11 protein-coding genes are annotated in these 15201 nt (G+C 44.6%); 9 read left to right on the top strand and 2 right to left on the bottom strand.

Going from position 1 to position 15201, the window contains the following annotated elements:
• Positions 1-584 precede the first annotated feature (584 nt).
• The 5 genes from M1L62_RS26970 (at position 585) to M1L62_RS26950 (ending at position 8668) form a co-directional block, all read left to right on the top strand.
• Positions 585-2507: a PfkB family carbohydrate kinase gene (locus M1L62_RS26970; protein ID WP_254562770.1), complete on the top strand. Its 1923-nt coding sequence runs from the start codon at positions 585-587 to the stop codon at positions 2505-2507.
• A gap of 262 nt (positions 2508-2769) precedes the next feature.
• Positions 2770-3771 carry a polysaccharide deacetylase family protein gene (locus tag M1L62_RS26965; RefSeq protein WP_254562769.1) on the top strand — a complete coding sequence of 334 codons (1002 nt, stop codon included), beginning with the start codon at positions 2770-2772 and terminating at the stop codon, positions 3769-3771.
• Positions 3772-3799: 28 nt separating this feature from the next.
• Entirely contained in the window at positions 3800-4978 is a 1179-nt protein-coding gene (locus M1L62_RS26960; protein WP_254562768.1) for a sialidase family protein, read from the top strand.
• A 47-nt stretch (positions 4979-5025) separates the two neighbouring features.
• On the top strand, positions 5026-7275 hold the full coding sequence (locus tag M1L62_RS26955) for a hypothetical protein (protein WP_254562767.1): 2250 nt from the start codon (positions 5026-5028) through the stop codon (positions 7273-7275).
• 52 nt (positions 7276-7327) lie between these two features.
• Positions 7328-8668: a DUF3748 domain-containing protein gene (locus M1L62_RS26950; RefSeq protein ID WP_254562766.1), complete on the top strand. Its 1341-nt coding sequence runs from the start codon at positions 7328-7330 to the stop codon at positions 8666-8668.
• Here the strand turns inward: M1L62_RS26950 and M1L62_RS26945 are convergent.
• Positions 8665-9231, bottom strand: coding sequence for a Uma2 family endonuclease (locus M1L62_RS26945; protein ID WP_254562765.1), 567 nt, complete (start codon positions 9229-9231; stop codon positions 8665-8667). The two genes, M1L62_RS26950 and M1L62_RS26945, sit on opposite strands and share 4 nt — an antisense overlap.
• Before the next feature lie 153 nt (positions 9232-9384).
• Positions 9385-10428 (bottom strand): LacI family DNA-binding transcriptional regulator, encoded by a 1044-nt coding sequence (locus M1L62_RS26940; RefSeq protein ID WP_254562764.1) that lies wholly within the window; start codon positions 10426-10428, stop codon positions 9385-9387.
• Between the two features lie 196 nt (positions 10429-10624).
• Between M1L62_RS26940 and uxuA the strand changes: the two genes are divergently transcribed.
• From uxuA to M1L62_RS26920, 4 genes are all read left to right on the top strand, one after another.
• A complete protein-coding gene (gene uxuA / locus M1L62_RS26935) occupies positions 10625-11920 on the top strand; it encodes a mannonate dehydratase (RefSeq protein WP_254562763.1) in 1296 nt (431 codons plus the stop codon).
• 55 nt (positions 11921-11975) lie between these two features.
• Positions 11976-12764, top strand: a complete 789-nt coding sequence (locus tag M1L62_RS26930; RefSeq protein WP_254562762.1) for an SDR family NAD(P)-dependent oxidoreductase — start codon at positions 11976-11978, stop codon at positions 12762-12764.
• A 43-nt stretch (positions 12765-12807) separates the two neighbouring features.
• Positions 12808-13647, top strand: coding sequence for a ThuA domain-containing protein (locus M1L62_RS26925; RefSeq protein WP_254562761.1), 840 nt, complete (start codon positions 12808-12810; stop codon positions 13645-13647).
• Positions 13648-13715: 68 nt separating this feature from the next.
• A complete protein-coding gene (locus tag M1L62_RS26920) occupies positions 13716-15152 on the top strand; it encodes a Gfo/Idh/MocA family oxidoreductase (RefSeq protein ID WP_254562760.1) in 1437 nt (478 codons plus the stop codon).
• Positions 15153-15201 lie beyond the last annotated feature (49 nt).

Genomic DNA, 15201 nt, shown 5'->3' with positions numbered 1-15201 from the left:
GTGAACAGGGTTTGATTTAAATAATATCTCCAAATAACGCATTCGAATTAATTATCATTTTTTCGAAAATTAGTCCAATACAACTACATCAAAAATTCGACAATCTAAACCTTCATTATTTAGCAATAAGCCTTGTACTTTGAAATAAAATATGATGAAACATTATATAGTCAATAGTATATTCCGCTTTGGATTATCTATACAATGTTTTATTTTGATCGATGCCAGTAGATTTGTAATTATAAATTTACGGGGCGTTATTGAAAAACATATCGCAACTTGCGTAAAAAGATCGTCATTTTGCGCAAATCGGTTTTATTTAATAAATTGATAATGATTATTTCTCATTTAGCTCTTAAATCCTCCCGCTCAGGCTGTTTCAGCCAATAAAAACATGATTTAAAAGACGGTCCGCTACCAACTCCGGTGAAGTCAAAAGTTGTATTTCCTGCACGGATTCCAAAAAATGAAAACCCTGCAGATAGCCTACCTTATTCAATGCAGCGTATATATTGCAAAGCGAAAGCGGTGATATAATATATTTGAAAAATTAAATTCCTGAACCTTTAGAGCCAGTTAATGCAATGGACCAAAATCGTATCGAAAGTATTCTGAATAAAATCTCAGCAGTAAAAATTGCCGTGTATGGCGACTTTTGTCTTGATTCCTACTGGATCATGGATAAGCGGGGTTCCGAAATCTCAATCGAAACCGGCCTTCAGGCCGAAGCGGTATCAGATCATTATTACACGCCCGGGGGAGCAGGGAATGTTGTGGCCAATCTGGCTGCGCTCAATCCTGCAAAAATAAAGGTCATCGGCGTGAGAGGCAACGATATTCATGGCCGGGAGTTGACCCGCCAATTGCAGACATTGGGTGCCGACACTACGTCACTTTACATTCAGCAGGATAATTTCAATACGTACAGTTATCTGAAAAGACACATTGACGGAAAGGAAGAACCCCGGATTGATTTTGGACTTTTCAATGAACGCACAACCGAAACAGACCGAAAAATCCTGGACGCAATCGAAGCGACCTTACAAGAATATGATGCACTGATCTTCAACCAGCAGGTGTTGGGCAGTATCAATAACGAATCGTTTATCAAGGAAGCGAATCTGCTTTTTAAAAAATACAGCAACAAAATTGTGATGCTGGACTCTCGGTATTATAATCACCGTTTCGAAAATACCTATCGCAAGGCCAACGACAAAGAAACGGCATCTTTGCTGGGCATCAGTACAAGTCCGGATGAAACCATTACGACCAATGATGTCAAAAAATACGGAGCGGAAGTTTTTGCAAAGACACAGAAACCTGTTTTCGTTACCTGCGGGGAACGCGGTATTCTGGCTTTTGATGCGCATGGCTATCACGAAGTACCCGGTTTGCAGTTAAAAGGAAAACTGGACACCGTAGGCGCAGGCGACACCACCATCAGTGCGATCACGTTATGCCTGGCAGCGGGCATTTCCGCCGGAGAGGCTGCTCGATTTGCCAATTTCGCCGCCGCGGTAACGGTTCAGAAATTATATACGACAGGCACCGCAACCGGCGAAGAGATTCTAAACTTAAGCCATGAACCCGATTTTGTTTACAATGCAGACCTGGCCGAAAATGAACGCCTGGCCGTATATGTTCCTGAAACAGAATTCGAACTTTGCAGTCCCGAGATCCTCGACCGTTTAGGACATATCCGTTACGCCGTTTTCGATCATGATGGTACCATCAGCTCTCTGCGCCAGGGTTGGGAAGAAATTATGGAGCCCGTTATGATGAAATCCATTCTTGGCAACCACTACGACACAGTCGATTCAGGAACTTATCACAAAGTACAGGAAAGGGTTAAGGATTTTATTCACAAAACCACCGGTATTCAGACAATTTTCCAGATGGAGGGATTGGTTGCGTTGGTAAAAGAGTTTGGATTTGTACCGGAAAACGAGATTCTGGATAAATTTCAGTACAAAGAGCTTTACAACGATGGCCTGATGGAAATGGTCAACAAACGCATGCAAAAGCTGGAAGCAGGCGAACTTGGGCAGGCGGATTACACCATGAAAGGTGCCGTTGCTTTCCTTTATCAATTGAAAGAACGTGGTGTGACCATGTATCTGGCCAGTGGTACCGATGTCGATGACGTTGTGAATGAAGCAAAACTGCTCGGTTATGCCGATCTTTTTGATGGCGGTATTTATGGTGCATTAAAGGATTATACCAAGTTTTCAAAAAAGATGATCATTGAGAAAATCATCCGGGAAAATAACCTCAACGGAAACGAACTGGCTGTTTTCGGTGATGGTCCCGACGAAATCCGGGAAGGCCGCCGCGCTGGTGGAGTATCCGTGGGTATTACCAGCAACGAATTACAACGCTTTGGGCATAACCCGGCCAAACGGCCACGTCTGGTGCGTGCCGGAGCACAATTACTGATCCCAGATTTTTCACAGCATAAAAAACTGATTTCACTGCTGTTTCAGGAAAACGTGGATTACGCTTCCTAATAATGTTAAACGCTGAGTTTTGGGAGCGGTCGCCACCCGGTTTTTCGCGGAGTTGTAAGAATTAATGCTGAGAAATTTGATACTCACTCCCATACCTCTCTGAGGGATTAAAATATTTCCAGATGATAAAATAAATGACCGTTTGTCTGGTACGATCTGCGATTGGGACAGTATTGTTGTTATGAATTTCCTTTGAAATCGAAAATATAAAAAACACACATTTTTATCTTTCCTGGTTATTCTGGCAACATTGACAAAACCGATGGCACAGTCGTCCGAAACCTACGCAGAAAAACTTGGCTGGCCCAAAGGTGCGAAAGTGATCATTTTCCACGTCGATGATGCGGGGATGTCCTATTCATCCAACCAGGGAGCCATTAAATCCATAGAAAATGGCATTGCTACGTCATGCAGTATCATGATGCCATGCCCATGGGCCGCCAGTTTTACCAAATACGCTGTAAAAAATCCAAAGATGGATGCCGGTCTGCATCTGACATTAACCTCTGAATGGCAGGAATATCGCTGGCCGCCGCTGGGGGGTATCAGACACTCTCCGGGATTGGTTGACGACGAAGGTTGTATGTGGCATGACGTAGAATCGGTAGTTAAAAATGCGGATGCTGATATCGTCGAACAGGAAATCCGCGCTCAGGTTGAAAGAGCATTAAAAATGGGTTTAAAGCCCTCGCATATGGATTCTCACATGGGAACACTTTTCGCCCATCCACCTTTTCTGGAACGATATATCAAGGTAGGGATTGAATATGGCATACCAGTGATGTTCCCGGGAGGAAACAACAAACTCCTGATTGAATGCCTGAATAATCCGCTTGTCAAAAAGTTAAAGGCAGAAGGAAAGTGGAAAGAAGGCACGCAACTTCCAGAGCCGGCTATTGTCAAGCAATCCAAATCAGTTGGTGAAAAAATCTGGAACGCCGGATTGCCGGTTCTCGACGACCTGCATACGATTAGCGGCGACTGGAAACCCGATGGGGATAACGTATCACCAGCGCAATGGGGAAAATTCAAAGCCCAAAAATTTCGCGAAACAATTACCAGAATGCAGCCGGGTGTGGCCATGATGATCGTTCACAGCAGCGATATTACCGATGCGTTCAGGCATATCAGCAATTCCGGCGGCTCGCGATATGCAGATATGTTGTCGATGCTCGACCCGGATCTGAAAGCATTTATCAAATCGGAAGGAGTTATTTTGACAACCTGGACCGAAATGCTGGCGAGGCGCAAGCAAGTGAAGTAGTTTTTATTGAGTAATCCAGTTTTCTAAAATGAAATTCAAGTTATCCTTTCTTTTCCTGTTCCTATCAATTCATATTGCTCAGGCTCAAACCTCCCCTGTTTTACAGCAAACCATTATTTTTCCCCAGCAGGAAAAACACGTTCATGGCAGCAGCATTGTCAGTCTACCCAACGGTGATTTCCTCGTTGCCTGGTTTCAGGGAAGTGGTGAACGAACCGCCGACGATGTAAAAATCATGGGTGCCCGCTTAAAAAAGGGAGAAAAAACATGGAGTGAACCCTTTCTGATGGCCGATACACCGCTCATTCCCGATTGTAATCCTGTATTGTTTTTAAATAATCAGGGCAAACTTTTTTTAACGTGGATAGCCGTGCAGGCCAACCTTTGGGAGCAATCGATCATCCGGTTTAAAACTTCCGTTGATTATAATAAACCAGGTGCGCCGGTCTGGAACTGGCAGGACAATATTTTATTGAAACCCGGCAAGAATTTCGAAGAAGAAACGGCTGCGAAATTCAAATCCATGCCGGAATCGACCATTGGCTGGGCAGGTTATGCGCCAAAATATGACGAAATGATTGTGGAAGCCAGCAAGGACGCTACCAAAAGAAGCATTGGCTGGATGACGCGCATCAAACCGCTGTTATATGAAAATGGAAGAATTGTGCTGCCGCTTTATTCAGATGGTTTTAATTTTTCCCTGATGGCTATTTCGGATGATAACGGAGAAACCTGGCACCCCGGCTTACCGGTTATCGGCCGTGGTCCGATTCAGCCGGCACTTGCCCGAAAGAAAAACGGGGATATCGTGGCGCTGATGCGCGATAGCGGCGATGGCCCAACGCGGGTTCACATCAGTGAATCAACGGACCGGGGAGAAAGCTGGAAAGCGACCGTCAAAACCGACATTCCCAACACCGCAAGCGTGGAGCTGCTTGTTCTTCAGGACGGAAAATGGGCATTCCTGGGCAACGACATTAACGACGGCAGGTATCAGCTCAGCCTCCGGTTATCTGACGATGAGGGGAAAACCTGGAAATGGAAAACTTTTATCGAAAATGATTTGTCGAAAAAAGGTGGTTACTCCTACCCATCGCTGATCCAGACCAAGGATGGTTTGCTGCATATGACCTATTCCTATCACCCCGAAAAACAGAAAAAATCGATAAAATACGTTGTCGTTGATCCTAAAAAAATCACGAACTGATATTCAGAACTAAACCCGTTAGTCTTAAAACCCTTACTTCAATTTTTATGCATAAGACATTTCTTTATTCACTCCTCTTACTTTGCTTCGCGATCTGTTTTTATTCGTGCAGCAAAAATTCGGGAAAGCAGCCCGTTCATGAAGACAAGCCTTTCGTTCAGGATTACAGTATTAAATATTATGCTGATACCACAAAGCTGCATCTTCTTCAGGCCTTTTCCGACCGCAACGGCGTTGTTCAATTACTCGCAAAGGAAGGTTTACAACATCCCTTCGATGGTAAACTTTTGTATCACGGCACCATCATGCCGGATAACTCTTACCGGTTTATGCAATTCAAAAAAATTGCTGCCATCGGTGTTTATGATCAGCAGTTCGTTTATCTGAGCGATTCGGTGGTTTTCAGTAATGCCTGGGCGGGTACTTTGTTTTCAAAACATACGCTTCCGGCGGCAAAAATCTTTGAAGGCGGGAAAGATTTCACATTCCTGATCTCTGACGGAAAAGCGCTGCAACTGGTTAAAGATTCAAAAAGTATCTGGAATGGTACTTTAACGGACGATGAAGTTTTGGGCATTCGTTATCAGCCAAATTCCAATCAGTTCTGGATACTTGGCAAAAAGACCCTGAGTGTTTTGTCGGCTGAAAATCAATTGACCAAAGTCTTTGAAGGTGTTCAGTTCACCTCATTCGATTTAACCAATAAGGGACAGAAAATAGTAATAGGTACCTCTGACGGTTATTTTGAATTTGATCCTGCCGCTAAAAAACAAATCGGCGCTATCAACAAAAGGCTTCCCGTAACGAACATCACGTATGTAAAGGAAGTCCATAACAATGTTTGGTTTGGTTCGAACGAAGGTGCCTTTGCGCTGCGTACCGACGGTAAATTTGACTATTACTATGGTGAGCGCTGGCTGCCCGGCAATAAAGTGATCCATATTTCACAGGGGCCTCAAAATTCAGTTTTGGTATTAACGACTGCCGGTTTGGGCAAAATCGATTTTAAAAAAATGACGCTTCATGATAAAGCGGTTTATTATGAAGAGCAGGTTCGTTTGAGACATATCCGCAATGGATTCAACGCGGCTCTGGACGGTATGGAAAGAGGAAATCTGGCCACGGGGTATATGTCAGACTCGGATAATGACGGACTTTGGACGACCATGTATCTGGGTGGAGAAATTTTTCGCTATGCTGCCACCAAAGACTCCGTAGCGTTGCAAAACTGCCGTGAGTCACTGGATGCCATGGAAAGATTATACACCGTAAACCCTGTCCCTGGCTTCCCCGCGCGGTCTTTCGAACGCAGCGGACATATTGAAAACCTGGCTGACCCGGAACGCTGGCAGCATTCAAAAGAAAAAGAATGGGATTGGAAATCGACCACCAGCAGTGATGAAGTCATTGGGCATATGTTTGCATTTGGCGCCATTGCCGAGCTTATCGACGACCAACCGATGAAAGCAAAAGCCATTGTGCTGATGGATACCCTGATGTCGCATATTTTAAAAAATGATATGTACCTGATCGATTTTGACGGGAAGCCTACGATGTGGGGAAAATGGAATCCTAAATATGTGAATTCATTCCCGACAAATGTTGGTGACAGAAAACTGAATTCCTCCAACATCATTTCCATGCTTCAGACGGCTTATCATTTCACAAAAAAGGAAAAATATAAGACCAAGGCATTCGAGCTGATGAATAAATTCGGCTATTACGAAAACATGATGCGGTCGATGACTGAGATCGGAAAAGCACCGGCCGACGCTGACGAGCATGCAAAACATATGTCGGATGGATGGAACCACTCAGATGATGAGATGTATTTTATTGGCTATTGGGGACTGTATCGTTATGCGCTTAATGACACTTTGAAAGCTGCTTACAAAAATCAGATCCTGGATCACTGGAAAGCCGAGAGGCCTGAGAAAGAAGGTGCCTGGAATATTTTCACCGCCATAACCGGCGTGGACGAATTTGATCTCAAAGAAGCGGTATGGTACTTGCAGGAATATCCGCTGGACATGATCAACTGGTCGATCAAAAATAGCCACCGCAAAGATATTGACCTGATCGAACCAAATTTCCGCAAGCAGACAACCAAAGAAGTTTTACCACCAGATGAGCGGCCCGTTAAACGGCACAACAGCAATACTTTTGACCTGGACCGTAACGGCGTGGGCGGTACATCCGAAGAAAGTGCCGGGGATATCTGGCTTCTGCCTTACTGGATGGGACGATATTTAGGAGTAATCAGCGCCCCGGGCTCTGCGACCCGGCCAAATAACTAAACCGATGAACCATCTATCTTTGCCCGTATTTTTCACGCTAATATTTTTATCCATGCAATCCTGTCAACCGGAAAAGGAAATCGAAGAAAAACAAATTACCCATGACCTGACCTACAATCACGATCTGGATAATAACGACAATTTCTCTCCTGACGGTGAATGGCTGGTTTATGATACGCGCACCGATGACGGCGGCATTGCAGAATCTGCCAGGATAGAAAAAGTAAATATCAGGACGGGTGAAGTTAAGGTGCTTTTCGATATTAAAAATAACGGCACCTGGGGACCTGGTGCAGGTGCCGTCAGTTACAGCCCGAAGGAAAACGCAGTTGTTTTTATCCATGGACTGGAAAACAGCACCCAAGAAAATCCTTATCAGCAATGGCGCCGCACGGGAGTGATTATTGACGATTCAAAACCTAACGTTCCCATCTATATGGATGCGCGCGACATTACGTTTCCATTCACGCCAGGTGCTTTGCGTGGCGGAACACATCGCCACGAATGGAGCGGAGACGGGCAATGGATCGGATTTACCTACAACGACGCCATTTTAAAGTCACTTGAAGATGTCACGGGTATAAAAAGAAATTTGCGTACGATTGGTGTTTCAAAAAAGATAAGTCCCGTTATCGTCGATAAAAATTCTGAAAATGTTTCCGGTCAGTGGTTCAGTGCACTGGTGGTTCGCGTAGTGCCTGAACCTAAGCCGGGCAGTGATGAAATAAGTCACGCCGCCAGCGATAGCTGGATTGGCACAAACGGTTACCAGCGTCAGGATGGAAAAATGCAAATCGCACGGGCATTCCTGGGAACCGTTACTGACAAAAATGGCAAACAGATACCCGAAGTTTTTGTCGTCGATATACCCGATACTATTACGCAGCCAGGAGAATACGGTCCGTTGGAAGGAACGCAAACGGATTTTCCAATGCCTCCGAAAGGCACCATGCAACGCAGGCTGACTTATACAGCCGATAACAAATACCCGGGTTGTTCGGGGATTGTCCGTTCTTCACCTGACGGCAGCACATTGGCGTTTTTAGCAAAGGATGAAAAAGGAATTGAACAGGTATTCCTTATCGGACCCACCGGTGGCAAACCCACACAGCTGACCGAGCACGAATCCGACGTATCCGGCAATTTGCGCTGGCATCCCGACGGAAAACAGGTAAGTTACATTTGGAATGGCAGTATACTGTTATGTAAAACCGGAAACACTCCTTTTCGGCAACGTTTTAAAACATTAACCAGGGAAACAAAAGTTGCTCCGACCAATGTCGTTTGGGCACACGATGGAAAGACATTTGCTTTTAACAGAGCCGTAAAATCGCCGGATGGCAAAACATCTACGGTGCAGATATTTATTAAAAACTACGAAGCGGAAGACTAAGGTTCTTTCGGGAAGCTTATTTTCTTGTAAACAGCACTTAACGGTAATTCAATGTTGAAATGGGTGAGTGTGATCACATCATCCATTTTTTCATAGAACTCGACATACCAGCGGTCTCCCTCGCGGATATAAATTTCTACGAAATAGTTGTCCTGTTCAACAATCAGATAGTACTGTAAAGACTGCAATGACCGGTATTCGTTAAGTTTGATAATGCGGTCGATCTTCTCCGTGCCTTCTGAAATTACTTCTACGATTAACAGTGGTTCCGTGGCGTACTTGATCTGATTGCCGGATTCTTTAAATAGAAAAAAGTCCGGAATCCGAAAAACTGCTCCTTCCCTAACCTGAATTTTGACAGAATTTTGAATAAATATGAACGGTTGGTCTTGTAAAAGACCCCTTATGTAAAAATGAATATTCCCAGCAATCTGATTTGCTGTAACCGATTCTCCAGACATCTCTATAATTTCCCCGTTTACAAATTCGAAACGTCCTTCGTGCGTTTCGCAAAAGTCAAAGTACTTTTCCAGACTGTGAAGTTTTTCGGCTACCGCTTCCATACAGATTTCTTTTTCATCAAAAATACACCTTTAAATTAAAAGTCCTAAACAGGTATTTCCATAAAGCGCATTTTAAGCGAATAATTCATAAAGTTTTGTAAACGAGACTGGTAATAAATTTTAACTATTAAAGATTGAACAAATGAGAAACAATCAATAAGCTTCAAGATGGCTTCGCTGCTTTTTTAACGAAGAACCTCGGATTATTAACTCGGATTCCAGAATAATTGTATTCGATACATCGATCAGCTGCTTTCCTTTAAGATGATCGATCATACTCCTGACAGCCACTTCTCCCATCTGTTGCCCGGGATAATACACCGTCGTTAGGTTTGGTTCAATCACCTGCGACACCGGATCGTTGTTAAAACCAACAATCGCGATATCTTTTGGAACGTAATACCCTTTTTCTTTCAGCGACTTGATACAGCTAGCTGCACAAATATCATTTGAAATAAAAATTCCATCCGGCCGGTCGTCCATCTCATCAATTCGCTGCGCGGCAAATTTTCCTGCATCCTGACTCAGATCTGTTATCAGTACCAGTTCATCAGATGCATTCAAACCATTGCTTACCAGTGCCTCGCGATATCCCTGAAGACGTCCGGAATAAACATTTCGTTTCAAATTTCCTGTTACGTGCATAATCCGCTTACAACCCTGTTCAATTAAATGTGAAGTAGCTTTAAATCCGGCAAGCATGTTATCGATAACAACGCCGCTGCATTTCGGATGATCGATAATCCTGTCGAAAAATAAAATCGGGACGTTTTTTTTGATAAAAATATCAAAGTGGTCAAAAGTCTCTGTATCATAAGCCACAGAGGCCAGTAACCCGTCTACACGGCTATTGAACATTGTTCTTGCATTGGCAATCTCCTTTTTAGCAGATTCCAGCGACTGACTTATCAAAAGATTATAACCCGAAGCATTGGCCTCTTCTTCCATCCCTGCCAGGACGGCCGACATAAAATGACTGTTTAAACGAGGCACAATCACGCCCAGCGTGTTGGTGCTTCGCCTGCGTAAATTACTGGCGAATGTATTGGACCGATAACCCATTTCGTTTGCCTTCGCCCGAATCGAAATTTTCGTTTTGCTGTTAATCGCCGGATGATCATTCAAGGCCCTGCTCACAGTTGCCGGCGAAATATCCAGGATTTTAGCAATATCATATATAGTAACTTCTTTTTCCATTTTCCGGCAGGGTTATTCCAATTTAAATTGAAAGATAACAACAATTGAATGTTTTACAAAAAATTTATGCAATCGGTTGCAATCCAAATTAATATTCAGATATTTATACCATTAAAACAATTTTGTTAAAAAGCTACTTGTCAATCCGGTATTGACTTGCAAAAAAATATAGCATAAAAAACTTCTACGACACAGTATGATACATACCATGCGTTGGTTCGGCCCGAATGACCCGGTTTCGTTAATGGATATTCGTCAGGCCGGTTGCAGTGGCGTCGTGAGCGCTTTACATCAGATTCCCGTTGGCGATGTCTGGAGTGCCTCAGCGATAAAAGAACGGAAGGCGCTGATCGAAGAAAAAAATCACAAGTATTCTCCGTTGCATTGGACGGTCGTAGAAAGCCTGCCTGTTCATGAAGACATAAAAAAAGGTTTACCTGCGCGTGATTTGTATATTGAAAATTACAGGGAATCATTGCGAAATCTGGCAGAAAACGGTATCAAAACCGTTTGTTACAATTTCATGCCCGTACTGGACTGGTCTCGAACGGCGCTTGACTATCCAATGCCGGAGGGTTCCAGAACGCTCCGTTTCGTATGGGTCGACTTTGCTATTTTTGATTTATTTATCTTAAAAAGGCCAAATGCAGAAGTCGATTACGAGCCGGAAATAAGAATTGCTGCGGAAAGTAAATACCAGAGCATGTCTTCCTATCAGCTTTCGGTGCTGACCAATACGATTTTATTGGGACTTCCCGGCTCGGAAGAAGCCTTTGATCTCAATATTTTCCAATCCTTACTGGATCAATACAAAAATATTGGCGATCTGGAATTGCGGAACAATTTATATTACTTCATTTCGAAGGTTGCTCCTCTCGCGCAGGAGCTTGGAGTTAACCTCTGTATCCACCCCGACGATCCGCCACGTTCGCTGCTGGGATTACCGCGCGTAGTCAGTACCGAATCCGATTTTGAGCACCTGATGTCGGCCTGCGACGTAAGAGCCAATGGGATCACATTTTGCACCGGTTCCTTGGGAGTGCGGGCAGATAATGATTTGCCGGGTATGATTGAACGGTTTGGCGACCGCATACATTTTGTACACCTGCGTACTACCAAACGGGAAGAAGGTACCAGGAATTTTCACGAAGCGCCGCATTTAGCTGGTGATGTAGATATGTATGAGGTAGTCAGGGCATTGCTGAAAGAGGAAAAACGACGGAAGGCAGCCGGGTATAATGACCAGGCTTTACCGATGCGTCCGGACCACGGTTTTCAGATGCTCGACGATTTACAGAAAAAAACTTATCCGGGTTATTCAGCTATCGGCCGCTTGAAGGCCTTGGCAGAGTTAAGAGGGCTGGAATTAGCCATTTCCCGTTCGCTGCCACTTACTTTGTTATGCCTCTTTGTATTATTTGCTTCACCTTCAAAGCCGGACAGGAATAGAAGTGAATTAAAAAACGCGACGAGTATATATCAGTTACCCTAAATCTTGTCCCGAAAAAGCAACCATTCCAGCACATTCAACTCACTGTTTTAACAAAATGTCTGATTCAGTTAATAAAGAAATCTTAACCTCTCCTGTTTTTTCACTGGAAGGAAAACTTGCACTTATTACGGGCGGCGGCAGCGGCATCGGGTTTTACATTGCGCAATGTATGGTCCAGGCCGGAGCCAGGGTTGTCCTGACCGGTCGTCGCGAATCGGTGTTACAGGAAGCGGCAAACACATTAGGGGCAAAGGCCTCTTATTTCGTCAATGATATTACCCAGCTAACGACAATTCCCGCCCTTGTTGAAGCAATCGAAAACAAATGCGGCCCCATTGATATACTCGTCAATAATGCAGGTATCAATATGAAAAAATTTGCTGTGGAGGTAACGGACGAAGATTTCGACAAAGTCATCCAGACCAATTTACATGCCGTATTTTCCATGACACGGGAATGTGGCAAGCGGATGATCGAGCGTAAACAGGGATCCATTATCATGATCACTTCCATGGCGGCGCTTTATGGAATCGACCGGGTTGTGGCCTACACGGCTTCCAAATCTGCGGTTGCCGGCATGGTGAAAGCTTTGACGACAGAATTTTCACCTTACAACGTGAGAATAAACGCGGTTGCTCCCGGATTTATAGAAACGCCCATGATGCTGACAGCCATGAACGGAGATATCTCCCGCCGGGATAAGGCCATGGACAGGACGCCGATGGGGACCTGGGGCAAACCGGATGATATTGGCTGGGCGGCTGTTTTTTTGGCTTCACAGGCAGCCAAATTTATTACGGGTGTTTCGCTCCCTGTGGATGGAGGAAATTCCATCGGATTTTAACTATTCAATTCCCCTTTTCCTTCATAAAAGTAAATTCCTAACAATGAAAAAAACAGCTCTTAAACAATTAATATGCCTCGCAATGCTGTTGGCTGCGGTCTTTTTTACCGTGCCGGCCTATGCTCAGAAAATAAAATGGAACAAAGTAAAAGTGCTCGTTTATACCAAAAACGGGAAAGGTTATGTCCACGATAATATAGCAAACTCTGTGGAAGCGATCCGGGCACTGGGGAAAGAAAACGGTTTTGCTGTGGATGCGAGCGATGATCCTTCCAAATTTACCGATGAAAACCTCAAACAATACGATGTGCTTGTTTTTTCAAATACCAATAATGATGTTTTTGATACCGATGGGCAGCGTGTTGCCTTCATGCGGTACATTCAGGCTGGCGGTAATTTCGTAGGGCTGCATTCTGCCTGTGGGACAGAGCGCGGCTGGCGATGGTTTAAGAACTTATTGGGCGGCACTTTCTTCTGGCACGAACCCGGACAGAGTTTTTCTGTAAAAGTGCTGGATTCAAAAAATCCTTCACTTGCCCATTTACCAAAAAAATGGGATCGTGAAAAAGATGAATTTTATTTTCTGAAAGAAATGAGCGTTAACCTTAACGTGCTCGCGGTCAACGACCATACGACGATCCAGAAACCTGCCGGAAAGGCGCTGGACACGTTCGGAATCGTTTTCCCTTCGGTATGGTGGCATGAATACGACGGCGGCCGGGCATTTTACACGTCTGTCGGCCACGAAAAAGAGGACTATCTAAAAGACGATTTACGCAAACACATCCTGGGAGGCATTGAATGGGCGATAGGAACGCAAAAGCCACGCAACTATGCCAAAGCTTATGCTAAAACCCCAAGCGATGAAGTCCAGGCACGGTAAAGGCCTGAAAGGCCGTCCTATCTTACCATAGGGCAGCGTCCTATGAATCACCATAATCCCTGAATCCAATGCATAACTCAGAAGAAAAAAATCAAAGCAGAAGATCCTTCCTGAAAACCGCAGGAACCGGCACCGCCGGTATCATCGCGGCTTCCGTGTTCCCGACAATTGTACCGGCGAGTGTATTTGGTAAAAATGCACCGAGCAACAAAATTAACATTGGCCAGATCGGATTCGGGCGTATCGGCTCATCACACGATTTGCCGGAGGTTATTAAAAACGAAGCGGCACACGTAATTGCCGTGGCGGATCTGGATAAAAACCGTTTGGCGCAAGGAAAAATCTGGATTGAAAAAAAATATGCGGAGCGCACAGGAAAAGAAAAATATCTGGACGTAAAAACTTACGATGATTACCACGAAATCCTGGCCAGAAAAGATATAGACGCCGTGATCATCAGTACACCTGACCATTGGCATGCCCAGCCAGCCATGGAAGCAGCAGTCGCCGGAAAACATATTTACATGCAAAAACCTACTTCTCTTACCATCCGGGAAGGCAGACAAATGGCCGATATGGTTATTAAGAAAAAGGTGATTTTCCAGCTCGGAAGCCAGCAACGCTCCATGAATCCATGGCCTCAGTTTAAAAGAACCTGCGAACTGGTACGTAACGGGAGAATTGGCAAGCTGAAAAAAGTTTATGTTGGTTTGCCGGGTGATCCTTCTGGAGGAAATCCTGCAAAAATGCCGGTTCCTTCCAATTTAAATTATGACATGTGGCTGGGCTCGACCCCTGACATTTATTACACGCTCGACCGCGTCCACTCCCAAACTGATATGCTGAATCAGCGTCCGGGATGGCTGCGCCTGGAACAGTTTGGCGCAGGAATGATCACGGGCTGGGGCTCTCACCATATTGACATTGCCCATTGGGGAATGGATACCGAGTTAACCGGCCCTATCGAAATTGAAGGAAAGGCGACATTCCCTGCCCAGGGCTCAGGACTGTGGGACGTTCATGGCGACTTTCTGGTAAATTCAAAATATGCCAACGGCGTTGAAATGGAAATTGGCGGAACCAATCCAAACGGTGTGAAATTTGAAGGGACCGAAGGCTGGATTTTCGTTTCCCGGGGTAATGTTGGTGTCACAGCCTCAGACCCTGGCGCTGCGGCCTCAGCCAAAGAAAACAAGGCTTTTTATGCAAGCGATCCGAAAATTCTCGGATCGGTGATCGGTAAAAATGAAGTTCATTTATACGAAAGCCCTGAACAGCACCAAAACTGGATAGAAAGTATCCAAAGCGGCAAACAAACCATAAGCCACGCCGAAATAGCCCAGCGTTCCTGCACAGCCTGTCTGCTGGCGCACACGGCAATGAAACTTGGCAGAAAACTGAAATGGGATCCAAAAAAAGAAGATTTCATTGGTGATAAAGAAGCCAGCGCAACATTATCAAGACCACAGCGCGGGCCTTATGGAACAACAAAAGTGAAAGGCTGAAATATTTAATAACAGATAACTGATAAGCATCCCGTTTTGGAAATTCATT

It is taken from the genome of Dyadobacter diqingensis (assembly GCF_024220585.1).
GTDB classification, from domain to species: domain Bacteria; phylum Bacteroidota; class Bacteroidia; order Cytophagales; family Spirosomataceae; genus Dyadobacter; species Dyadobacter diqingensis.
The sequence above is the reverse complement of the archived record's forward strand: the minus strand, read 5'-3'. Positions and strand labels throughout refer to the sequence as shown.